This is a genomic window from Polynucleobacter sp. AP-Feld-500C-C5 (assembly GCF_018882265.1).
Taxonomy (GTDB): Bacteria; Pseudomonadota; Gammaproteobacteria; order Burkholderiales; family Burkholderiaceae; genus Polynucleobacter.
Genome location: NZ_JACVOW010000019.1, coordinates 249,195 through 272,187, shown reverse-complemented (window position 1 = coordinate 272,187; position 22,993 = coordinate 249,195). Strand labels below are relative to the sequence as shown.

The following is a 22,993-nucleotide window of genomic DNA, read 5'->3' as shown; positions in this document are numbered from 1 at the left end:
GCGCATCATTCAGATCATGAATCGTTGGTTACTTCCTGAAGATATTGCAGACGTTTTGCCAGCTGAGGCTCGCAAGGTAGAGTCTTTGCGTCGTGCCATCTTGGATCTTTATCAATCCTATGGCTATGAACTAGTGGCTCCTCCAATTTTGGAGTTCTTGGATTCGCTCTTAACTGGCACGGGTTCTGATCTCAATTTGCAAACTTTCAAATTGGTTGATCAATTATCAGGTCGCACCTTGGGCTTACGTGCGGATATCACTCCGCAAGTCGCGCGTATCGATGCGCACTTATTAAATCGGGTAGGTGTTACTCGGCTTTGCTATGCAGGCTCGGTTGCGCATGCACGCACCCCCGTAGGTAGCTCATCACGCGAACAATTGCAATTGGGTGCAGAGATCTATGGCTGCGCCAATTGGGAAGCGGACTTTGAAGCCATTACCTTATTACTCAAGACCCTGGGAGTAGCTGGTCTCAAAAAGGTGTATTTAGATTTGTCACACGCTGGCATCTTGACTGGTATTTTGGCCGATCAAAAGCTCGCTAAAGAAACTATTGAAACTTTATACGGCCTTTTGCAGACCAAGGATCGTCCTCGTTTGCAACAATGGGCAACCTGTTTACCTGCCAAGATTGCTGAAGCTTTGCTCGCATTGACGGAATTAAATGGTCCGTGCGCTGAAGTTCTAGCTCAGGCAAAGCAGGTGCTACCGAAGCATGCTGCTATTGATCAGGCATTAGCAGACTTAGAGCGGATAGTTTCTGCAGCAAATGCTAATGTAGGTATAGAGCTCAGCATTGATCTAGCCGATCTGCGTGGCTATCAATATCACAGCGGTGTGATGTTTGCAGCTTATGTAGATGGCTTGCCACAACCGATAGCTAGAGGCGGGCGCTACGACCAGGTGGGTCAGGCCTTTGGTCGCTCCCGGCCTGCTACTGGATTTTCCTTGGATCTACTCACATTGGCTAGCTTGTCACCTTTACAGGTTCGTAAATTCGCTATCCTTGCACCTTGGGTTCAGGATGTGATCTTAGAAAATGCCATTACTGAATTGCGCAATCGTGGTGAAGTAGTGATTCAGGTTCTCGCCGGAGAATCCGTTGAGGCAGCTGAATATGAATGTGATCGAGCATTGGTGAAGCAGGGTAACTCTTGGGAAGTAAAGAAGAACTAAAGTCAGTAGCAATCGATTGATTAATCAAGTAATCACTTAACCTAATTTGTCATTATCTTTTTGGATTTCAATATGTCTTCAAAGCAGCAAGCAAAAGGTCGTAACGTCGTTGTCATTGGCACCCAGTGGGGTGATGAAGGCAAAGGTAAGGTAGTTGATTGGTTAACTGATCACGCTCGAGCAGTTGTGCGCTTTCAGGGTGGTCACAATGCTGGTCATACCTTAATCATTGGTGGTAAGAAAACGATTTTGCGTTTGATTCCTTCTGGAATCATGCATAAAGAGGTGATCTGTTACATCGGCAATGGTGTGGTGCTGTCACCAGAGGCGCTCTTTAAAGAAATCGGCGAGCTTGAAGATGCCGGTTTAGATGTCCAATCCCGTCTAAAAATCTCCGAAGCCACTACTTTGATTCTCCCGTACCACGTAGCAATTGATCATGCCCGTGAGAAAAAGCGTGGGGAAGCCAAGATCGGTACAACCGGGCGTGGCATTGGCCCGGCTTATGAGGATAAAGTAGCACGTCGTGCTTTGCGCGTACAAGATTTGTTCTATCCGGAAAAGTTTGCAGCGCAATTGCGTGAGAACTTGGAGTATCACAACTTTATGCTTATCAACTATTACGGCGCTGAGCCTGTCAACTATGAGAAGACGCTTGCTGAAGCGATGTCTTATGCAGAGCGCATCAAGCCAATGGTAGTCGATGTCTCTAGCGCTTTATATGCTGCTGAGCAAGCGGGTCAAAACCTCTTATTTGAAGGTGCGCAAGGTACCTTGCTCGATATCGATCATGGTACTTATCCATATGTGACTTCTAGTAACTGCGTAGCGGGCAATGCAGCGGCGGGTTCTGGTGTTGGTCCTGATTCACTTCAATATATCTTGGGTATTACGAAAGCCTATTGCACGCGTGTTGGTGCGGGCCCATTCCCAAGCGAGCTCTATGATCATGACAATCCAGCAAGACAAGATCCTATTGGTATTCGTCTTGCTGAAGTTGGCAAGGAATTTGGTTCTGTTACCGGTCGTCCCCGTCGCACTGGCTGGTTAGATGCTGCTGCTTTGAAGCGCTCGATTCAGATCAATGGTTTATCAGGTCTGTGCATTACCAAGCTGGATGTGCTCGATGGCCTCGAAACCATTCGCTTGTGCGTGGGCTACAAGCTCGATGGCAAGAAGTTAGATGTATTGCCGCGGGGCGCAGAGTCAGTAGCTCGATGTGAGCCAATCTATGAAGATTTCCCAGGCTGGAAAGGCACCACTTTTGGGATTCGCGAGTGGGATAAGCTACCTGTAGAGGCGCAAAATTTCCTGCGCCGTATTGAAGAAGTGGCTGGTAAGCCAATCGCAATGGTTTCTACAGGACCAGAGCGTGATGAAACCATTCTTCTCCAACATCCCTTTCAGGATTGATGGAAAATATTTGATTCAGTAAGGAAGTAAAAAACGAAGTAAAAAACGAAGTAAGAAACTGAGTAAACCTAATTTTAACTTTTGCATAAGAAATGAATCACATGACTGCGCGTACTACCTGTAATGGCCTTCAAGTAGCAACCCCCTTGTATCGTTTTATTGAAGACAAAGTGCTTCCTGGAACTGGCATTAGGAGTGCTGATTTTTGGAAGGGTTTTGATGAAATCGTTACAGACTTAACTCCAAAAAATGAAGCTTTACTGGCAAAGCGCGATCGTTTACAGCTTGATCTAGATAAATGGCACAAAGCCAATCCAGGCCCAATTAAAGATATGCCTGCGTATCGCAAATATTTAAAAGAAATTGGTTATATCGAGGATGTTCCTGCCACGATTAAGGCTACCACTCAGAATGTGGATGATGAGCTAGCTCTCCAAGCTGGCCCTCAGCTTGTTGTTCCAGTTCTCAATGCGCGCTATGCCTTGAATGCTGCTAATGCCCGTTGGGGATCTTTGTATGATGCTTTATATGGCACAGACGTGATCTCTGAAGCAGAAGGTGCCACTAAGGATGGTGCTTACAACCCGATTCGAGGTGCAAAGGTAGTTGCCTTTGCCCGTCAGTTTTTAGATGAATCCGCTCCTTTGGCTGGGGCTTTATATCGCGATGTAGTAGCCTATAGCGTTGTAGATAAAAAACTGTCCGTTAAATTAAAAGACGGTAGCACTACTAGCTTGGTTGATGAAAAACAGTTCGTGGGCTATCAGGGCGATGCTTCTGCACCATCATCCATTTTGTTGCGCAATCATGGTATTCATATTGATATCGAAATCGACAGGACTAAAACTATTGGTGCTGCTGATCCAGCCGGAGTCAATGATGTGGTGCTCGAGGCAGCACTCTCAACCATTTTGGACTTAGAAGACTCAGTAGCCGTAGTTGATGGCGATGACAAAGTACTTGCCTATGAGAACTGGTTGGGTATTCTCAAAGGCACCTTGGTTGAAGAAGTCAGTAAGGGTGGTAAAACATTTACCCGTAAACTGAATCCAGATCGTCAATATAAAGCAGGCATAGGCGCAACCAACGCAGAAGATGGCATTGTGTCGCTGCATGGTCGCTCACTCTTATTCCTTCGCAACGTTGGTCACTTGATGACTAACCCAGCCATCATTACTAGCGAAGGTAAGGAAATCTACGAAGGTATCTTAGATGCCGTTGTCACCGTGTTAATTGCTTTGTATGACATCAATCGCCCGACAACCCAGGCCATTGGCAATACACGCAAGGGCTCTGTCTACATTGTGAAGCCAAAAATGCACAGCGCAGAAGAAGTAGCGTTTGCTAGCGAGCTCTTCGGCCGTGTTGAGAAATTACTGGGTTTACCCGAGAACACTGTCAAATTAGGCATCATGGATGAAGAGCGCCGTATGAGCGTCAATATTAAAGCTGCTATTGCTGCAGCTGGTGCTCGCGTTGCGTTTATTAATACTGGGTTCTTAGATCGCACCGGTGATGAAATGCATACCGGTATGTATGGTGGTGCCATGGTTCGCAAAGGCAGAATGAAGATTGCTAAATGGTTCGGAGCGTATGAGCGCCGTAACGTATTAGCAGGATTGGATTGTGGTCTACGTGGCCGTGCACAGATTGGTAAGGGTATGTGGCCTGCGCCAGATCTGATGAAGGAGATGGTAGAACAAAAAGGGGCGCATCCTCTAGCCGGAGCCAATACGGCTTGGGTACCATCGCCTACCGCTGCCACTTTGCATGCCATGCACTATCACCAAGTGAATGTGGCCAAGATTCAAGAAGAGATGGAGAAAGAAGATACTACAGCTGAGTATGAGGCTTTAACTGACGATCTCTTGACTGTGCCAATTGCACTCTATCCTGATTGGACTAAAGAGGAGATTCGCGAAGCTCTCAATAATAATTGCCAAGGTATCTTGGGTTATGTAGTGCGCTGGATTGACCAAGGTGTAGGTTGCTCTAAGGTGCCTGATATTTATAACGTAGGCTTAATGGAAGATCGCGCAACTTTGCGTATTTCTAGTCAGCATATTGCCAATTGGTTGCTACACAAATACGTCACTAAGGCGGAAGTAGAGGAAGCAATGCAGCGCATGGCTAGCATTGTTGATATGCAAAATGCAGGCGACCCTTTGTACAAACCAATGATGCCAAACTACAAAGACTCTTATGCCTTTAAAGCTGCTAGCGATTTGATCTTCAAAGGTCTAGAGCAGCCTAATGGCTACACTGAGCCACTCTTGCATGCATGGCGTTTGAAAGTGAAGCAGGCGCAAGCGAAGTAATTCGCATTTGCCCGTAAAAAGAAATGGATTTGTCGCAAGGCAAGTCCATTTTTTATTTACCAATTGCATAAATAAGTATGTTTAGTTTCTTAAATCCTTTCTCTCTTCTCAAACGCTCAAGCCAAGCCTTTCCATTTCAATATCATGATGGTGGCAGAGGTGAAGCTGGCTTTAAAGGTAGCGCTGGCGACTGCGTTGTAAGATCGATTGCGATTGCAGCAAATCTTCCTTATCTACAAGTCTATCAAGATCTGGGTGAGGCTAATGAGCGATACGCTAACGAGCGAGATAACAAGCTATCAAGACATCTTGTCCGCAGGGGTTCATCGCCGCGGAATGGTAATCATCGCAATGTGTTTCATGATTACATTTTGAGTCATGGCTTTGAATGGGTTCCCACCATGAAAGTAGGAGCTGGTTGCCAGGTTCACCTCAGGCCCGAAGAGCTACCATTAGGCACTTTGATCGTTAAGGTCTCCAAGCACCTCACGACTGTGATTAATGGCGTGATTTTCGATACTCATAACCCATCTAGAGGTGGCAATCGTTGTGTATATGGGTATTACATCAAGAAGATTTAATGCGACTCCGGCTGTACTTTTGTCCCCAGGCTTTTTTGTAGGCATCAGTCATGCCGATCATGACCGAGGTGGTCCAGGCGATTGAAAAGAGACCGGAAAATGCAATAAAGAAAGCCAAACTTTTCCAACCTGCAGACAAGGAATCAGCTGCAAATCCTACGGTGGTATAGCAACTACCTGCAAATATCAAAGCCTCGATTCCATTCGGAATCAAATTGAGCGCAATTAAGTAAACAGACCAAATCACAATTTCACAAATGTGCACGCAGGCAATCAAAATAAATGAGGCATAAAAGTGTCTAAACACTCGGTTATATTGTCCCTGACTTTGATTCTTTTCGGTCCTTCTATCAAAGCGCATGATGATGTGATTAATGCAGCTACCATGAAAGACCAGAATCGCAATCAGGCCCAAGACTCCAAAGAAAACATCCGTGATAAGCGGTATCACGGGGATGCCTAGTACGGCTGTTTGTAGAACTGGTTCGGCAAATGTAGTCATGATCTAGTAGGTAAGGGGTCGGCAGAATTGGGATTCAAGGGGGATAATGGCATATTGACCAGCGCGTGTAAAGCAGACCTTGAACCAGCCATCTAATCTTTTTGAATCCCCTAAGCGAGAGCACTTTTTTCTCTTTGCATTAGCCGGAATTCAGTTCACGCATATCTTGGATTTTATGATCATGATGCCTTTAGGGCCTCAGTTCATTAAAGCGTTTTCAATCAATACTCATCAGTTTGGCTTATTGTTGTCTTCCTATAATTTTGCGGCAGCAATTGCGGGAATATTTGCAACTTACTATGTCGACCGCTTTGAGAGACGGCAGTTACTCCTACGTTTATATATTTGCTTCATCATTGCAACAATAGCCTGTGGTTTTGCACCGAACTACCATTTACTATTTATTGCACGTGCATGTGCAGGGGCCTTCGGTGGGATCTTGGGTTCACTTGTTCAAACTATCGTGGCTGACTCTATTCCGTTTGAACGTCGTGGTAAAGCCTTGGGTACGGTGATGGCAGCATTTTCGGTCTCGACCGTTGCCGGCGTTCCCTTGAGTTTATTTTTAGCCAATCACATCGACTCTTTAGGTTGGCGTGCGCCATTTATGTTTATTGGTTTGATTTCCACTCTCGTTTTGTATATTGGTTATCGTAATATTCCCAAGATTTCTGGGCATCTTCATCATGTTCATGAGGGAAGTCGTTTTAGACAAATCTATGACATCTTGATTGCCCATCACCACTTGCGTGCTTTTGTGTTCATGGGCCTAATCATGTTGACGGGATTCTCAGTGATTCCGTATATCGCGCTATATCTCACTGCCAATGTGGGTGTTGCTGAGTCCTATATTTCTCTGATCTATTTATGCGGTGGGGTGGCAACCTTAATGAGCTCCCGCTTGATTGGCCATATGGCAGATAAGTATGGCAAAGTACGCGTATTCAGAATCCTGGCAATAGTCAGTTTGATACCGCTGATCGTGACGACCAATTTAGTCCCCGTCCCTTTATGGGTGGTGTTAATTAATTCCACATCTTTCTTTATCCTCATCTCTGGTCGCATGATTCCGGCCATGGCAATGGTGAGTCAGTTAGTCGAGCCCAAGATTCGGGGGACTTTTATGAGCCTGGTAGGTTCGGTTCAGATGCTTGCCTCAGGTATTGCCTCAGTACTGGCTGGAGTAGTGGTAACCATCACGGCAGACGGTAAGATGGAGCACTACAACCTGGTTGGATATGGGGCGGTAGTCTGTGGCTTGCTCACGTTCTGGCTGGTAGGATATATTCATTCGGATACCAAAACGAAGAACGCCTAATGAATCCAATAGTCAGAAATAAATTAAGGAGCACACATGATCGAATACAAAAGACCCGATGGGCAATCAGTCAATGGATACTTGGCAGAGCCAACAGATCAATCTCATACTCCAGGGGTGGTCGTTATTCAGGAGTGGTGGGGGCTTGATAGTGAGGTGAAGGCTGTAGCCGATCGCTTGGCTAAGTCAGGGTATCGTGCACTAGTGCCTGATTTATATCGTGGAAAACTCGCTCTAGAAGCTAAAGAAGCAGAGCACCTCATGGGAGATCTGAACTTTGGTGATGCAGCGGGTCAAGATATTCGTGGTGCCGTTCAGTATCTCAAGGCTACTGGTAGCAAAAAAGTGGCAGTCACTGGATTTTGTATGGGCGGTGCATTAACCGTACTATCCGCCTGTCATGTTCCTGAGCTTGATGGCACGGTGGTCTGGTATGGCTACCCTCCGCTGGAATATGTAGATGCCAAAGCGATCACAAAGCCAATGATGGCGCACTGGGCTAGCCATGATGATTTCTTTGTCATCTCGGGCGTTGATCAACTAGATACAAAGTTAACTGAGGCGAAGATCCAGCATGAGTTCTATCGCTACGATGCTAAGCATGCCTTTGCTAATCCAAAGGCGGATAGTCGCGGTATGCCACCATTGCAATATAACGAGGCTGCAGCAAACTTAGCTTGGGAAAGAACCATGGCATTCTTAAAAAAGAACTTGGCTTAATTGAAAAACCTTAATTTAAAAACTTTAATGAATTTGTCATGCACCTCTTTTCAGAAAACCTGGCAGTAGAAGTCTCCACTTATTACCGTAACCTAGTTTTAGGTCATGGCGTTACGCCTAAAGTCTTTACCTTAGTCAATGGCGATGGTGATCAATATCTATTCTTCATCGACGACCTACAAATGGAAAGAGCAGAGGAAGATCAATTCCTGGCATATATTGTTCAGCAACATGATGCAGTGACTTATGCTCGCGGTACCTTAGTCATCGTGGATAAGACCCAGCAATTCATCGAATTTGCCGTAGTGGATAAGGATGATGAAGAGGCGATTGTTTGCTCTGCAGAACTCACCCGCGACATGGAAGATAAGCCTATTGGTTTGACAGAGTTTGAGAAGAGCCTGGTGAAAAGGAAATCCATTGTCTTTGGCCAGCTCTACGATCCTGTAAAACTCTCCGAGGAAAAAACAGACGATTTTGAAAGTCTTTGGGAAGAAATGAAGGGGAAGATTCTCCATAGAAACATGGGAATCTAAGCGCTATTGAATTTAGGCTGATTCGTCCCCATATAGGAGTTATCAGGACTAGTAGGAGTGTTTGGTGCCCAGGAAGGGACTCGAACCCCCACAACCTTACGATCGCCAGCACCTGAAGCTGGTGCGTCTACCAATTTCGCCACCTGGGCATGCCTCTATTATAGAGGGATGGGTGTTTTTGGGCTATTTCAACCCCATTTTGGCTTTTTCCCTTCAGACTTGATGGTTTGATACAGTAGCCTTATTCATAACAAAAATAGATATCAGTAGATATATAGATAGGGCATGTATTGCCGAAGGAATTAAATGCGTAAAGCAAAAGACTTGGTGCCCCGCGAGGCTGATCGTTTAGGGACAGTTCAAGGGCATCGAGATGGATTTGGATTTGTTATTCCCGATGATGGTGGTGAAGATATTTTCCTCTCCGAAAGAGAGATGTCCCGTGTCATGCACGGCGATAGAGTCAATGTCAGAGTATTGGGAACGGATCGTCGTGGTCGCCCTGAAGGACAGATTGTTGAAGTCGTTCTGCATGCCAATAAGGTCGTAATCGGCCGTCTCTTAAATGAAAATGGAGTTTTGATTGTTGCGCCTGAAGATAAGCGTATCGGTCATGACATTCTGATTCCACCCAAGGGTCAAGGACAGGCCAAGTTAGGCCAAGTCGTTAGTGTTGAAATTATTGATTATCCAGATAGCTATCGTCAGGCAGTAGGGCGGGTTGTTGAGGTTCTAGGTGAGATTGATGATCCTGGTATGGAAATCGAAATTGCGGTGCGTAAGTACGGTGTACCCCACGAGTTCTCCGCCGCTGCCATGAAAGAAGCCGCTGCATTACCTGATGCAGTTCAGCAAGAAGATTTAGAAGGTCGCGTCGACTTACGTGATGTGCCATTAGTCACCATTGATGGTGCTGATGCCAGAGACTTTGACGATGCTGTCTATTGTGAGCCAGTCATGTATGGAAAGACTAAAGCTTGGCGTCTCATCGTCGCGATTGCTGACGTTTCGCATTACGTTAAACCGGGACATCCTTTGGATGACGAAGGCTTGCTGCGGGCAACCTCTGTGTACTTTCCAAGACGGGTCATTCCGATGTTGCCAGAGAAGATCTCAAATGGTCTTTGCTCACTCAACCCCAATGTTGATCGTCTCTGTATGGTGTGCGACTCGGTAGTGGATAACAATGGCATTGTATTGGCCTACCAGTTTTACCCAGCAGTCATGCATTCTGCGCAACGTTTTACCTATGACATTGTTTGGGAAATTCTGTCTAATAGCAAAGGTCCGGAAGCAGCACGCTTTACCCAGTTCCGTCCGCTCTTAAGCAATCTCTACTCTTTATTTAAGATTCTGTTATCAGCCCGTGAGAAGCGTGGCGCAATCGAATTTGAAACTACGGAAACGCAAATCATTAGCAATGAGCTTGGTAAGATTTTGCGAATCGAGCCGCGTCTGCGTAATGATGCTCATCGATTAATCGAAGAGTGTATGTTGACTGCCAACGTGTGTGCCGCAGACTTCATTGATAAAAATAAACATCTCAGCTTATACCGTGTTCACGGCGAGCCTTCTGAAGAGAAGTTGATGACCTTGCGTCAGGTACTAAGAACCTCAGGGCTATCTTTGGATGGTGGTGAAAAACCAAAACCTCGTGATTACGCAAAGTTGATGCGGGAGATTAAAGATCGACCTGATGCCAATATGCTGCAGTCAGTTGTATTGCGATCAATGCAACAAGCAATGTATCAACCAGATAACGAAGGCCACTTTGGTTTGGCATATCCAGCCTACTCGCACTTCACCAGCCCGATTCGTCGCTACCCAGACTTATTGACCCATCGAGTTATTAAGTCAATTTTGCAGAAGAAGCCATACACGCCTGTATTGCCTCCAAAAGTACCACTCAATTTGACCTTACCGCGTAAGGGTAAGGGAAGAGAGAATGCAGTCAATGCCAAAAAATCCCAAAGCGATGCGAAAGAAATTGCAGCGAGAGGCGCTAGAGCGCCAAAAGGGGCTAACGCAGCATTACCAATTTGGGGTCAGCTAGGGGTTCACTGCTCCTCTAATGAGCGCCGCGCTGATGAAGCCTCGCGTGACGTCGAGGCATGGCTCAAGTGTTATTACATGCGGGATCATCTTGGTCAAGAGTATGCAGGTACCGTAACGGGGGTTGCTAACTTTGGATTATTTATTCAGCTGGAGAATCTTTTCGTTGAAGGTATGGTTCACGTTACTGAACTGGGTGGCGATTACTTCCAATACGATGAAGCCCGTCAAGAATTGCGTGGTGAACGGACTGGCATTCGTTATCGCTTAGGTGATCGTTTACATGTATTGGTGAGCCGTGTTGACTTAGATGCTCGCAAGATTGAATTCAGTCTCGTTAAGAGCTCCGGTGCTGAAAGTGGTGGATCTTCTAATCGCCGTCAATTATTATTGGCTGCTGATACTGGTCGGCCTAATAAAAAGGCGGCACCTAATAAGAGTAGACCTGCTCATAAAGCGCCTCAAAAGCCCAGTGGGATCAACGTTAATGCTGCAAAATCCGCTGGTACCTTGGGCGCAACGCAGTCCAAAAGTAAAGCGAGTCGTAAAAACGGTAAGGCAAGTAAACCCGGTAGATCAGTCGGCAAGCCTGCAGGCACAAAACCGCCAGTACGTAATACCAAGGCCAGACGTAAATAATCAGCATATAAAGAACAAGCACAGAGATGAAACAAATATTAGTGGGATTTCATGCGGTGCAAGCGCGTTTGCGTGTTGACCCCGATAGCCTAAAGTCGGTGTACTTCGATCCTAGTCGTCGCGACCGACGCATGGGAGATTTTCTGAAGCAAGCTGAGGAGATCTTGGGCGAACGATTGCATGCAGCAGATGCTGAGCGTCTTCAAAAGTTGACTGGCCACGACCGTCATCAGGGTGTGGTTGCTTTAGCTGAAAAAATGACCATAGCGCGTACCATTACCGAAGTGATTGAAGATGTCGAGGGCGCTCAAGCTAAACCATTGTTTTTAGTGCTCGATGGCGTGACAGATCCCCATAACTTTGGCGCCTGTTTACGTGTTACTGATGGTGCAGGGGTAGATGCGGTAGTCATTCCGAAAGATCGTTCGGCTTCGATAAATGCTACCGTGAGCAAGGTATCAAGCGGTGCCTCTGAAGTCATGCCAGTGATTACTGTCACTAACCTGGTTCGCAGCATGAAAGAGATGCAGGAAGCGGGCGTTTGGTTGATTGGTACGGATGATGAAGCTCAAAAGTCGATCTATGACATCGACCTTACTGGCTCTATTGCTATCGTGATGGGTGCTGAAGGTGAGGGCATGCGCCGTCTTACAAAAGAAACCTGCGATGAGCTCGTCCGTATCCCAATGCAGGGTGTGGTCTCCAGTTTGAATGTTTCGGTAGCAAGTGGCGTATGCTTGTATGAGGCATTAAGACAGCGCCTTGCCAAATTAAATAACAAAGCTGCCAAATAGTTGTTTATTCAATAACAAAGGGGCTTATATGAAATGCAATATTGGTCACACTGACCGTGTTTTGCGTATGACTGTTGGCGTCACCCTCATGGGTTTAGCAGGTTTTGGTATCACTGGCCCGTGGGCTTGGATTGGAATCATCCCCTTGCTAACAGGGATCTTTGGTTATTGCGGGGCTTATACCTTGGTCGGTATCAATACGGCTAAGAAGTAAATTAAACATAAGCAAAGCTACTGCTAGCGAATTACTTTGCTAGCAGTGCTTCCAGCTTTTCGGTATCGATACAGAAATTGCGTATACCTTCTGCAAGTTTTTCTGTTGCCATCGCATCATTATTCAATTGCAGCCTAAAGCTAGATTCATCTAGTTTAAGTGGCGTTATATTCTCAGCACTTAATGCAGCGTGAGCATTGGCACCATCCAATTTCTTACTCACTATTGTGGTGCCTGCACTCAACTCAGCCAATAACTCAGGGCTAATCGTTAAAAGATCGCAGCCGGCAAGCTCTAGGATTTGACTGGTATTGCGAAAGCTAGCACCCATAATCTCGGTTGGGATACCAAAGTGCTTGTAATAATGAAAAATCCGCTTTACTGAAGTCACACCGGGATCATTGGCACCACCATTGTGGGTATCACTCCAATTGCTTCCGAGTTTCGCCTTATGCCAATCCGTAATTCGACCAACAAACGGTGAAATCAGTTTTGCATTGGCTGCGCCACAGGCCGCCGCCTGAATCAGCGAGAAGAGTAGAGTCATATTGCAATGAATACCATCTGCCTCTAATTGTTTAGCAGCAGCAATACCCTCCCAAGTTCCAGCGAGCTTGATCAGAATGCGCTTGCGATCAATGCCTTGAGATTCATATAGGGCAATTAAGTGTTTTGCTTTAGCAACTGTGGCCTTGGTATCAAACGATAAACGCGCATCCACTTCGGTTGAGACACGACCAGGCACAATTTTTAAAATCTCCAAGCCAAAGGCAACCAAGATGTTATCCACCAAATCAGTAACGCTTAAGCTTGGGTGAGCTGCCTTCACCGCACTCACCAAAGACTGGTAATTACTTTGCTGGGCTGCCTTCAGAATGAGGGAGGGGTTAGTAGTGGCATCTTGAGGTTGAAACACTTGCATACGCTCAAAATCGCCCGTATCGGCCACGACAGTAGTGAATTTTTTGAGTTGCTCGAGTTGGCTGGGAGCGGAAGAGGCGCTATTCATGGCTGGATGGCTCTATTTAAGGGGTCTGCTTTGGTTCGTTTCTTGTGAATATCATATGATAGATGGATTAATCACTCAGTTCTAGTAAAGGTGTTTGGTGGATATATGAATCAGGATCAACTCAAGCAAATGGTGGGCGAAGCTGCTCGAGACGAGGTACTAAAGCTACCCGCTGGACAAATCTTGGGTGTAGGAACAGGTTCGACCGCTAATTGCTTTATTGATGCCTTAGCTCCACATAAGGATCATTTTTCCGGAACTGTTTCTAGCTCCAATGCTACGACTGAGCGATTGCTAAAGCATGGTTTTAAGGTACTCGACCCTAATGATGTACTCAGTCTGCCAGCCTATGTCGATGGTGCCGATGAAATTGATCCTGCTGGCCATATGATTAAAGGTGGGGGTGGTGCGCTGACTCGCGAAAAAATTATTGCCTCCATGGCAAAGCAATTTATTTGCATTTGCGACTCTTCTAAACAGGTTCCGGTACTTGGTAATTTTGCTCTCCCAGTCGAAATCATTCCGCTAGCCAAAGGTATTGTCAGTAGAGAGCTGGAAAAGCTTGGCGGCAAGGTGACTTTGCGCTTAGCTAAACATACTCGCTCTGACCTCAATCAAACTCCAAGCGAGCCCTTTGTGACCGATAACAGCGCTTGGATTTTGGATGTCGCTGGTTTGCACATTGCTGATCCCATCACTATGGAGTCTCAGATCAATCAAATGGCTGGCGTGATTACGGTCGGCTTATTTGCTAAAGAGAAAGCCAACGTCTTGCTGGTCAGCAACGCGTCTGGTGTTAGCCGCATCGCACTCTAATCCGTAAAGAGGAAATAAAAAAACCCGACGGGGCATCCCCATCGGGTTGTTTGCCATGGTTTGCATGGCGCAGGCACTCGGAAGGTATTTAGTTCCTTAGCCTATGAGCGCATAGATGCGCTCATTTTGAAGTGGCTTTCGCCAATGCAGCAAGACACTACATCTGTCTCACTACGATTACATCCTATGCCTGTACTTTTACTGTGTCAACAACAGAAACTGCATTTATAGAAATTTATTTTTGCTGTATTGCAATACTTATTCGGCAGGCGGTACATAGCCTTGTGCCATATCTGCACCACCTTCAAAGAAGTATTTTTCTACTTGCTTTAAGAGGTACTGGCGTGCACGTGGATCTGCCATATTGAGGCGATTTTCATTAATGAGCATAGTTTGATGCTTTAACCAAGCAGCCCAAGCTTCTTTAGAAACTTGATTCCAAATCTTTTTGCCTAAGTCACCAGGAAGTGGAGCGAAATCCAAGCCTTCTGCCTCTTTATTGAGTTTGATGCATTCAACCATCCGTACCATCTGTAGTGCCTTTCTTATGTATCTCTTTGTTCTTATAGATCTTTAGTTAAAACCATGGACTTACGGTCCCAGTTATAAATTTGCTTTCTTTCTTCTGGCAGGTCATCCACCGTGGCCCTTTTAAAGCCCCGCTTCAGAAACCAATGCTCTGTTCTCGTCGTCAGAACAAATAATTTTTTAATGCCTTCTTGTTTAGCACGCATCTCAACCCGTTTTAGCAAACGCTCGCCATCACCGGAGCCTTGCACATCAGGATCTACTACAAGACAGGCTAATTCACCAACACCATTGGGGAATGGGAACAGGGCAGCACAGCCGAAGAGTACGCGGTCATGCTCAATCACTGAGAAGCGCTGAATGTCACGCTCAATCACGTCTTGACCGCGGGCAGCCAAGATCCCTTCTTCTTCTAGCGGCATAGTGAGTTGCAAGATACCACCGACATCATCTTGATTGGCTTCGCGTAAATTCTCAATATCAGAAGAGGCCAGCATCATGCCAATACCGTCGTGGGTAAAGAGCTCCTCCAATAGGGCGCCATCCTGGTTGCAGGGCAAGAAGTGAACCCGACTCACCCCGGAACGAATCGCTCTACCAGAGATATTGAGCAAACTCTTCATGCCAACGTCGAGATTTTTGTTCTCTACCATATAGTCTTGCAACTGAGGCAAGGAGAGTTCTGTAATCAGATCACCTTCAGCATCGTGTAGACCTTCATATGGACTTAAGAAAATCAACTTATCCGCTTTGAGCGCTGCAGCAGTAGAAGCTGCTACATCTTCGTAAGCTAAGTTAAAGGCTTGACCTGTAGGTGAGAAGCCTAACGGAGAGAGCAACACAATCTTGTTGCTATCGAGTGATAACTTAATTGAAGTGGAATCCACTTTACGCACTAAGCCGGTATGGATGTAATCAACCCCTTCGACAACGCCCACTGGCATCGCTGTAATAAAGTTACCAGAGATAACAGAGATACGAGAGCCTGCCATCGGAGTGTTTGGTAAACCACGGCTAAATGCCGCTTCAATATCGAGACGCAATTCTCCGGCAGCTTCTTTCACGCACTCTAGAGCAGCAGCATCGGTAATTCGGTAGCTATTCATGGCGCTCTTGCCAAACTTACTCTTAATTTTGCGCAGCATGAGCTGCTCTTCAATCTGTGGACGAATGCCGTGAACCAAAACGATTCGCATACCCATGGCATGCAACATCGCAATATCTTCGATGAGATTCTCAAGACCAATTTCTTGAACAAGCTCGCCAGCGAAGGCGATCACAAAGGTCTTTTCGCGGAAGCTATGAATGTAGGGTGCAACATCGCGCAACCACCCTACGAAGGGGAAGTTGGAGGTAGATTCTTCGGCGGTTGAGGCCTGGTTTGGTGCATTTGTCGGCATAGTGAGAAAATTATAGGGTGCAAGAGCCTATAAACCAACAAAAACCCAAACCCAGCTCCAAGCCTGTGCCTGCTTCCAACACCGGACGCAAGCTTGAAATCCGCTTTCCGGAAGAATTGCCGGTCTCTGGTCAACGTCAGATCATCAAGGATGCCTTGCAAAGCCATCAGGTGGTCATTGTGTGCGGCGAGACAGGCTCAGGCAAGACCACCCAGCTACCAAAGATCTGCTTAGACCTAGGGCGTGGCACGATCAATGGTGGCAAACTCATTGGCCATACCCAGCCACGACGGATTGCTGCCACCGCTACTGCCAAGCGGATCGCCCAAGAGCTTGCTTCGCCCATTGGTCAAGATGTGGGTTACCAAGTGCGCTTTGCTGATAAGACCAGCAACACCGCTTCCATTAAGCTGATGACAGATGGCATCTTGTTGGCCGAGACGCAGCGCGACCCACAACTCAAAGCTTATGACACGCTCATCATCGATGAGGCACATGAACGTAGCTTAAATATTGATTTCTTATTAGGCTATTTAAGGCAGTTATTGCCCAAGCGGCCCGATCTCAAACTCATCATTACCTCAGCCACAATTGATGCCCAGCGATTTTCTGAGCACTTTGCCACCAATGGCAAAGTAGCACCGGTGATTGAGGTGAGCGGCAGGTTGTTTCCGGTAGAGCAAAGATATTCACCGCTCGAACCAGATTCAAAACCTGATGGCAAGAAAGAATCTAAGACAGCAAAAGAAATTCCAGATGCAGTCGCCGAAGAAATTACCAAGGTCTGGCGAGAGGGTGCTGCAGGCGCAGGAGACGTTTTAGTTTTTTTGCCAGGCGAGCGTGAGATACGAGATTGTGCTGAAACACTGCGTAAAGACCATGTCTTGCAGCAACGCTTTCATCCAGAAGTGCTGAGCTTGTTTGCACGTCAATCTGTGGCCGAGCAAGAGAGAGTCTTTAGCCCTGGAAACGGTCGTCGCATTATTTTGACAACCAACGTTGCTGAGACTTCTTTGACTGTTCCTAATATTCGTTACGTGATTGATAGTGGTTTAGCAAGAGTGAAGCGCTATTCCTATCGTAATAAAGTAGAGCAGTTGCAGATTGAGCCTATTTCACAAGCGGCGGCTAATCAGAGAGCGGGGCGTTGTGGCCGTGTATCGGATGGTATCTGTGTGCGCCTCTATAGCGAGCAGGATTATCAAAGTCGTCCAAAATTTACTGATCCTGAAATTTTACGCAGTTCACTAGCTGCAGTATTGCTGCGGATGAGCTCACTACGCTTATCCAAAATTCAACACTTTCCATTCATTGATAAGCCATTGGGTAGAGCGATTGCTGATGGCGTACAACTTCTAGATGAGCTTGGCGCAATAGAGTTTGATGATGCTCAAGTTGGCGATGGTAAGGATATCAATCATAGTTTTAAGCTAACGCAGATTGGTAAACAGTTAGCTGATTTGCCGCTAGATCCTCGTATTGGCAGAATGCTCTTGGCTGCTAAAGAGCAGAATGCGTTGAGAGAAGTCACCATCATTGCCTCCGCCTTGGCTACACAAGATCCACGTGAACGTCCCATGGACCAAGGGGCTGCAGCGGATCAGGCGCACTTGCAGTTTGCGGATGAACGCTCTGAGTTTTTGAGTTTTGTGAAACTCTGGGATTGGTATCAGGACGCCTTACAGCATAAACATAGTAATCGACAGTTAGAAAATCTGTGTCGCAGTAAATTTCTATCGCCTCGTCGCTTGCGTGAATGGCGTGATGTTCATGGTCAGTTGCATATCATGCTCGGCGAAAAGGGCTGGAAAGACAATAGCCTCGCTGCAACCTATGAACAAGTTCATCTCTCTTTACTTACTGGCTTATTAGGCTATGTGGCTAAAAAAGAGGAGGATGAAAAATCACAAGACCGTAATAGCAAGACAGGTGGTTATGTTGGGGCTAGAGGTATTCGTCCCTTTATTTGGCCTGGTTCGACCATTGGTAAAAAAGCCGGTGCTTGGATCTTGGCTGGTGAGTTGCAGGAGACCACTCGCATGTATGCTCGCACGATTGCCAAGATAGAGCCGCAATGGGTAGAAAAAGTAGCGGCTCATCGACTCATTAAATCCTTGAGCGACCCCTTTTGGGATAACCGCCAGGGTGAGGTACTAGCATTTGAGCGTGGCACCTTGTATGGCTTGCCGATCTATCACGGACGCCGGGTACGCTATGAGCCACATAATTTTGCAGAAGCCCGTGAATTATTTATTCTCCAAGCGCTTGTCCAAGAAGAAATGTTTGGGCGCATGGATACATCAGCACTGCAACGCGAGACCGAAGCAGACGCTAAGAAAAAATATCCTGGTACGTTTGGGTTTTTTTGGCATAACCGGCGCCTGATTAAAGAAATCGAAGCGCTTGAGCACCGCTCACGTCGCCCCGATGTTTTGGTAGATGACGATTTGCTCTTTGCTTTTTATGAATCCCGTATTCCTAAAGGTATTTGCAATCGAGAAGATCTCAGGGCCTGTCTCAAAAAGATTCCTGACCTCGATACACAGCTTCGTTTAGAAAAAGCTGACCTCATGCGCCATGAAGCGGCAGGGATTACCGTAGATCGCTATCCCAAAGTAATGAAGGTCGGTGGAGCAGAGCTCAATTTAACTTATCACTTTGAGCCCGGTAGCCCCAAAGATGGAGTGACCTTAGTAGTTCCCTTGGCACAACTCAACCAAGTGGATGGTCGTCGTTGTGAATGGTTAGTGCCCGGTATGTGTGAGGATAAAATTCTGCTCTTACTAAAAACCTTGCCACAAAAAATTCGGCGTCATTGTGTGCCATTACCAGACTATGCAAAATCGTATTTAGAGCGAAAGCTTGAGGCACAGCAATTTGGAGTGGGTGATTTTCTCGATCAACTCATCAATGACATTCGCAAAGAGCGTGGTCTAGAAATCAAAAGAACTGATTTCAGACCCGAGGCCTTGCCGCTTCATTCATCGATGAACTTTCGTTTAATTGATGAGCATGGACGTCAGTTAGAAGTAGAGCGTAACTTAGCGCGCTTACGATCAGAATATGGACAGACTGCCCGCGATGCCTTTCAGGCAGTTGCTCAGGAAGTAGCTCAAGCAGAACTGGGGATTGAGCCGTTGTCCCAAGCCAGCGCTAAGTCTAAAGCAAGCATTCAACCAGATGGAGCTAGGAAGGTCGAGCAGAGTGGCTATCGAAGCTGGGAGTTTGGAGAGTTGCCTGAAACCTTAGAGATTCAAAAAGGCAATAAAACTTTATTTGGATATCCGGCGCTGATTGATCGTGGCGAATACTGCGATCTCGAGGTATTCGATGATTTGCTGGAGGCTCGAAAGCAACATATACAAGGATTACGTCGTCTATTTGCCCTGGGCAATAAAGATACGCTGAAAGCATTGCAAAAACAGTTGCCCGGTATTCGCGAGCTCGGATTGCTGTTTATCAATGTTGGATCAGTTGAAGGCTTGATCGATCAGATACTTAATCTGGCGATTGAGCGCGCGTTCATGACTGAGCCTCTGCCAAATAATGCTGAACAGTTTGCCGACCGAATGCAAGCAGGTAAACCCAGACTGGCACTAATTGCCCAAGAGATTTCTCGTCATGCTTTGGCTGCTTTGCAAGCTTATGCAGATTTGCAAAAGAAGATGGCCCAAGCCAAAGCAGCATCATCCAGTGCTTATGCTGATATTCAGTTGCAAGTACAGGCTCTCATCTTTCCCAAATTTGTAGCTGACATTCCCTATGCGCAATTAGTCCATTTGCCACGATATTTAAAAGCGATTGCAATGCGCATTGATAAGATGCGTGCCAATCCCTCTAGGGATGCTCAATGTCAAAAAGACTGGGAATCAGTGGCAAGACCATGGCAAAAACTCCTTCAGGGGAGTAAAGGTACAGCTGCATATGCTATGAGTGAAGATCAGGCTTTAGCTGATTTTCGTTGGCAATTAGAGGAGCTCAGGGTGGCCTTATATGCCCAGGAGCTCAAAACACCGACCCCAATGTCCCTAAAGCGCTTGGAAAAAGTTTTGGCGAGCTTGCGCTAGATCAATTCCACCGCTTATTAGGGGTCTTTTGACTCTCTCCATTGCTTACAATGTGGTTTATGCACAAATTTATCAAGATTAGAGCTTTTCGCACTATTGCCGTTTCAGTTGCCTTTGCTTCAATACCCTATCCAGCATTCGCTGAAATGTCCGCAACTGGAGTGGTGCCAGTATTACCGGCACAACCTAAACTAGCAGTGGTTCTTAATTCAGGTGAAGCTACGGTGAGTTTGATAGATATGCCAAGTCGCCGTGTTATTAAAACCACCTATATTGGCAAAGAGCCGCATCACTTGATGATGACGCCTGATCAAAAAACTTTATTGGTTGCCAATGCCGCAGGTAACGATGTCGTGTTGATGAATCCTGTGAGCGGTGAAATCACTGGGCGTATGCCCAATATTATTGACCCATACCAAATTGGCTACTCTCCAAACCACAAATGGTTTGTAGCCAATGGCAATCGATTAGATCGCGTTGATATATATGCAGCGAATGGCGCTGATCTGAAATTATCCAAGACCGTAAAGTTGGGAAAGACTCCAAGTCATATTGCATTTACTGCGGATAGCAAAATTGCCTTCATCACATTGCAAGACTCTAATGAACTGGCAGCGATTGATCTTGAAACTCAAAATATATTGTGGGTGATGCCAACTGGCAAAGTGCCCGCAGGTTTGTGGATGACACCTGGCGACCAATATCTTTTGGTTGGTATTACCGGCGAAGATTTCGTACAAGTGATTGACTGGAAAGCTCGCAAGGAAGTTAAGCGAATTTATACCGGCAAGGGTGCACATAACTTCCGTCCTTTAGGGGATAAAAAGTATGTCTTTGTAAGCAACCGCATTGCTTCTACGATCAGCTTGATCAATATGCAAACTCTCGAGAAGGAGAGTGATATTACTGGTCTTCCGTCTGGTCCAGATGATATGGAAATTACTCCTGATGGCAAAAGTCTGTGGGTAACTTTTCGTTTTGCAAAAAAAGCGGGGGTAATTGATATACCCACGATGAAGTTGGTGAGCGTCATCCCAGTGGGAAGATCTCCTCACGGTGTATTTTTCTACCCTAGGGCTTCATGGGAGTAAGGGGAGTTCTGTGATGAAACGTAATCACATCGTTTACCGCATCGTTTATCTAACAGCCGCGCTCTTGCTCGGCTGTTTTTCATTCGGCTCTAGCGCACAGACATCCAGTTGCAACAAGACAGTTTATTTAACATTTGATACTGGCAATATGTCAGTTGCGCATCAGGTTGATGAGATTTTGAAGCGTCAAAATATCAAAGCCACTTTTTTTCTGGCGAATGAAAAAACCTATCGTGGTGATTTTGCATTAGACGATGCCTGGAAACCCTTCTGGCAAGAACTGGCCAAAGAAGGTCATCACTTTGGTAGTCACACATACGACCATCTATATTTTGTCAAAGACGGCCCCAAAGGTGAGGTTTTTGAAAAGTCACAATTTGGACCTAAAGCTGGCGTGACGGTGCTTTATAACGAAGCCGCGATGTGCAAGGAAATTCGCAGAGTAGATCAACGCTTCCAAGAGATGACGAATCAACCATTGCAAAAAATCTGGCGTGCTCCTGGAGGTAAAACCTCACCAACTTTGATCCGGATGGGGGAGATGTGTGGCTATCAACACATTGGCTGGGCCCCCGCTGGTTTCTTGGGAGATGAGCTTCCTTCTGATAAGTACCCTAATGCTGGACTCTTGCAGAAGGCGAGTCATGATATTCAGGATGGCGACATCACGATGGCGCACCTTGGTATTTGGTCCAGAAAAGATCCCTGGGCACCCGCAGTGCTAGAGCAATTGATCATTAATCTGAAGCAACGCGGCTTTTGTTTTGGTCTATTGCCCGCGGCGCACAAAAAATCTGCAGATCAGTCAAAATAAAGCATGGATTTAAACTTTATCACCTCTGCAATCTCAAACGCCTATGGCAGTCTACAAGAGTGGATTTTTTCGACCCTGGTAGGGCCATTGTTGTATCAATTTGATCTGATGTCGTGGGCCGAGGATGTATTTGATGGCATGGATTGGTTTCTGTTTGGCTGTATTCAAATCTTTCTTATCATGGTTGTGCTCCGCACTTGGGAACGCTTTCATCCTGCAGAAGCGCAAGATCGCTTTGCTATTGCAAGCAAGGCGGATGTTTTCTACACCTTGTTTCATCGGCTGGGGATTTTTCATGGCTTGATCTTCATTGTCTTATCTGGATTTTTCTTTGAGGTCGATTCGATCTTGCACGATTTTCGGTTTGATCGTTTCAATGTAGAGTCTTGGTGGCCTGGAGTTACCTCGATACCAGTGGTGAGCTTTCTGCTTTATCTGATCTTGCTTGACTTTGTCGATTATCTTTACCATCGTGCAGCCCACTCGTTTAACTGGTGGTGGCAGTTGCATGCTTTGCATCACAGTCAAACAGTAATGACGGCTTGGTCTGATAATCGTAATCATCTGTTAGACGACATCATGCGTGCAGTATTTATGGCATTTTTTGCACTCTTGTTTGGAGTATCTCCTGGTCAATTTATTGCACTCGTGGCACTGAGCCAATTTATTCAAAGTTGGCAGCATGCCAATATCAAGATTCACTTAGGACCTGCGCGCTATCTCTTGATTTCACCGATGTATCACCGCATGCATCATGCCGTGGGTTATGGTCATGAAGCCATTGGTAAGCCTGGAGTGCTGGGCGGCTGTAACTTTGGCATTCTTTTTCCCTGGTGGGATATGTTATTTAGGACGGCGATTTTTCCTAAGACGGTTTATCCCACAGGCGTGCGAAACTTAACAGTTTCTCAAAATGTCATTACTCAGCAGTGGCAGTGTTTGGTACACGCATTCAGAGAGTTATTACCAAAGTAAACATACCCAAGGTATGTCATAGGAGTTTT

General features: G+C 46.2%; 19 protein-coding genes and 1 tRNA gene. 15 read left to right on the top strand and 5 right to left on the bottom strand.

All coding sequences use genetic code 11. The features are described 5' to 3' along the window. Positions 1 to 16 precede the first annotated feature (16 nt). From ICN21_RS03105 to ICN21_RS03090, 4 genes are all read left to right on the top strand, one after another. Entirely contained in the window at positions 17 to 1,177 is a 1,161-nt protein-coding gene (locus tag ICN21_RS03105; protein ID WP_216176627.1) for an ATP phosphoribosyltransferase regulatory subunit, read from the top strand. A 72-nt stretch (positions 1,178 to 1,249) separates the two neighbouring features. Further along, complete coding sequence (locus ICN21_RS03100) at positions 1,250 to 2,590, top strand: adenylosuccinate synthase (RefSeq protein ID WP_215294925.1); 1,341 nt, start codon at positions 1,250 to 1,252, stop codon at positions 2,588 to 2,590. Positions 2,591 to 2,691: 101 nt separating this feature from the next. Further along, positions 2,692 to 4,908 carry a malate synthase G gene (locus ICN21_RS03095; protein ID WP_216176625.1) on the top strand — a complete coding sequence of 739 codons (2,217 nt, stop codon included), beginning with the start codon at positions 2,692 to 2,694 and terminating at the stop codon, positions 4,906 to 4,908. Positions 4,909 to 4,985: 77 nt separating this feature from the next. Next, the gene (locus tag ICN21_RS03090; RefSeq protein WP_216176623.1) at positions 4,986 to 5,489 is read left to right on the top strand and encodes a hypothetical protein; all 504 of its coding nucleotides are present in this window, start codon (positions 4,986 to 4,988) and stop codon (positions 5,487 to 5,489) included. Here the strand turns inward: ICN21_RS03090 and ICN21_RS03085 are convergent. Next, positions 5,476 to 5,991 (bottom strand): hypothetical protein, encoded by a 516-nt coding sequence (locus ICN21_RS03085; protein ID WP_216176621.1) that lies wholly within the window; start codon positions 5,989 to 5,991, stop codon positions 5,476 to 5,478. The genes ICN21_RS03090 and ICN21_RS03085 overlap by 14 nt on opposite strands. A gap of 79 nt (positions 5,992 to 6,070) precedes the next feature. On the opposite strand from ICN21_RS03085, the gene ICN21_RS03080 reads away from it, so the two are divergent. From ICN21_RS03080 to ICN21_RS03070, 3 genes are read left to right on the top strand one after another with little or no spacing between them, the layout of a single operon-like run. Beyond that, on the top strand, positions 6,071 to 7,309 hold the full coding sequence (locus ICN21_RS03080; protein WP_216176619.1) for an MFS transporter: 1,239 nt from the start codon (positions 6,071 to 6,073) through the stop codon (positions 7,307 to 7,309). A gap of 36 nt (positions 7,310 to 7,345) precedes the next feature. Beyond that, on the top strand, positions 7,346 to 8,029 hold the full coding sequence (locus ICN21_RS03075; protein ID WP_216176617.1) for a dienelactone hydrolase family protein: 684 nt from the start codon (positions 7,346 to 7,348) through the stop codon (positions 8,027 to 8,029). A 38-nt stretch (positions 8,030 to 8,067) separates the two neighbouring features. After that, positions 8,068 to 8,565, top strand: a complete 498-nt coding sequence (locus ICN21_RS03070; RefSeq protein WP_216176615.1) for a hypothetical protein — start codon at positions 8,068 to 8,070, stop codon at positions 8,563 to 8,565. A gap of 62 nt (positions 8,566 to 8,627) precedes the next feature. Here ICN21_RS03070 and ICN21_RS03065 read toward each other — a convergent pair. Beyond that, positions 8,628 to 8,714, bottom strand: a tRNA-Leu gene (locus ICN21_RS03065). 157 nt (positions 8,715 to 8,871) lie between these two features. Between ICN21_RS03065 and rnr the strand changes: the two genes are divergently transcribed. Genes rnr through ICN21_RS03050 form a run of 3 tightly spaced genes read left to right on the top strand, consistent with a single transcriptional unit; the run spans position 8,872 to position 12,264 of the window. Next, on the top strand, positions 8,872 to 11,256 hold the full coding sequence (rnr, locus tag ICN21_RS03060; protein ID WP_216176614.1) for a ribonuclease R: 2,385 nt from the start codon (positions 8,872 to 8,874) through the stop codon (positions 11,254 to 11,256). A gap of 26 nt (positions 11,257 to 11,282) precedes the next feature. Beyond that, positions 11,283 to 12,050, top strand: a complete 768-nt coding sequence (rlmB, locus tag ICN21_RS03055; RefSeq protein WP_216176613.1) for a 23S rRNA (guanosine(2251)-2'-O)-methyltransferase RlmB — start codon at positions 11,283 to 11,285, stop codon at positions 12,048 to 12,050. Positions 12,051 to 12,078: 28 nt separating this feature from the next. Beyond that, on the top strand, positions 12,079 to 12,264 hold the full coding sequence (locus tag ICN21_RS03050; RefSeq protein ID WP_215294914.1) for a DUF2892 domain-containing protein: 186 nt from the start codon (positions 12,079 to 12,081) through the stop codon (positions 12,262 to 12,264). A 31-nt stretch (positions 12,265 to 12,295) separates the two neighbouring features. Here the strand turns inward: ICN21_RS03050 and tal are convergent, their stop codons facing one another. Next, entirely contained in the window at positions 12,296 to 13,273 is a 978-nt protein-coding gene (tal, locus tag ICN21_RS03045; protein WP_216176612.1) for a transaldolase, read from the bottom strand. A 105-nt stretch (positions 13,274 to 13,378) separates the two neighbouring features. Here tal and rpiA point away from each other — a divergent pair, with 105 nt between their 5' ends. Beyond that, on the top strand, positions 13,379 to 14,089 hold the full coding sequence (gene rpiA / locus ICN21_RS03040; RefSeq protein WP_216176611.1) for a ribose-5-phosphate isomerase RpiA: 711 nt from the start codon (positions 13,379 to 13,381) through the stop codon (positions 14,087 to 14,089). A gap of 258 nt (positions 14,090 to 14,347) precedes the next feature. Here rpiA and ICN21_RS03035 read toward each other — a convergent pair whose 3' ends face one another. Both ICN21_RS03035 and argA read right to left on the bottom strand, forming a co-directional pair. After that, the gene (locus ICN21_RS03035; protein WP_215318190.1) at positions 14,348 to 14,620 is read right to left on the bottom strand and encodes an oxidative damage protection protein; all 273 of its coding nucleotides are present in this window, start codon (positions 14,618 to 14,620) and stop codon (positions 14,348 to 14,350) included. A 32-nt stretch (positions 14,621 to 14,652) separates the two neighbouring features. Continuing rightward, positions 14,653 to 16,017 (bottom strand): amino-acid N-acetyltransferase, encoded by a 1,365-nt coding sequence (gene argA / locus ICN21_RS03030; RefSeq protein WP_216176610.1) that lies wholly within the window; start codon positions 16,015 to 16,017, stop codon positions 14,653 to 14,655. Positions 16,018 to 16,082: 65 nt separating this feature from the next. Here argA and hrpA point away from each other — a divergent pair, with 65 nt between their 5' ends. The 4 genes from hrpA to ICN21_RS03010 all read left to right on the top strand — a co-directional run bounded on the left by hrpA (position 16,083) and on the right by ICN21_RS03010 (position 22,964). Further along, complete coding sequence (hrpA, locus tag ICN21_RS03025) at positions 16,083 to 20,084, top strand: ATP-dependent RNA helicase HrpA (protein ID WP_216176750.1); 4,002 nt, start codon at positions 16,083 to 16,085, stop codon at positions 20,082 to 20,084. Between the two features lie 146 nt (positions 20,085 to 20,230). Continuing rightward, entirely contained in the window at positions 20,231 to 21,175 is a 945-nt protein-coding gene (locus ICN21_RS03020; protein ID WP_255534187.1) for a cytochrome D1 domain-containing protein, read from the top strand. A 13-nt stretch (positions 21,176 to 21,188) separates the two neighbouring features. Further along, positions 21,189 to 21,989, top strand: a complete 801-nt coding sequence (locus tag ICN21_RS03015) for a polysaccharide deacetylase family protein (protein ID WP_216176606.1) — start codon at positions 21,189 to 21,191, stop codon at positions 21,987 to 21,989. Between the two features lie 3 nt (positions 21,990 to 21,992). Continuing rightward, on the top strand, positions 21,993 to 22,964 hold the full coding sequence (locus ICN21_RS03010; RefSeq protein WP_216176604.1) for a sterol desaturase family protein: 972 nt from the start codon (positions 21,993 to 21,995) through the stop codon (positions 22,962 to 22,964). Positions 22,965 to 22,993 lie beyond the last annotated feature (29 nt).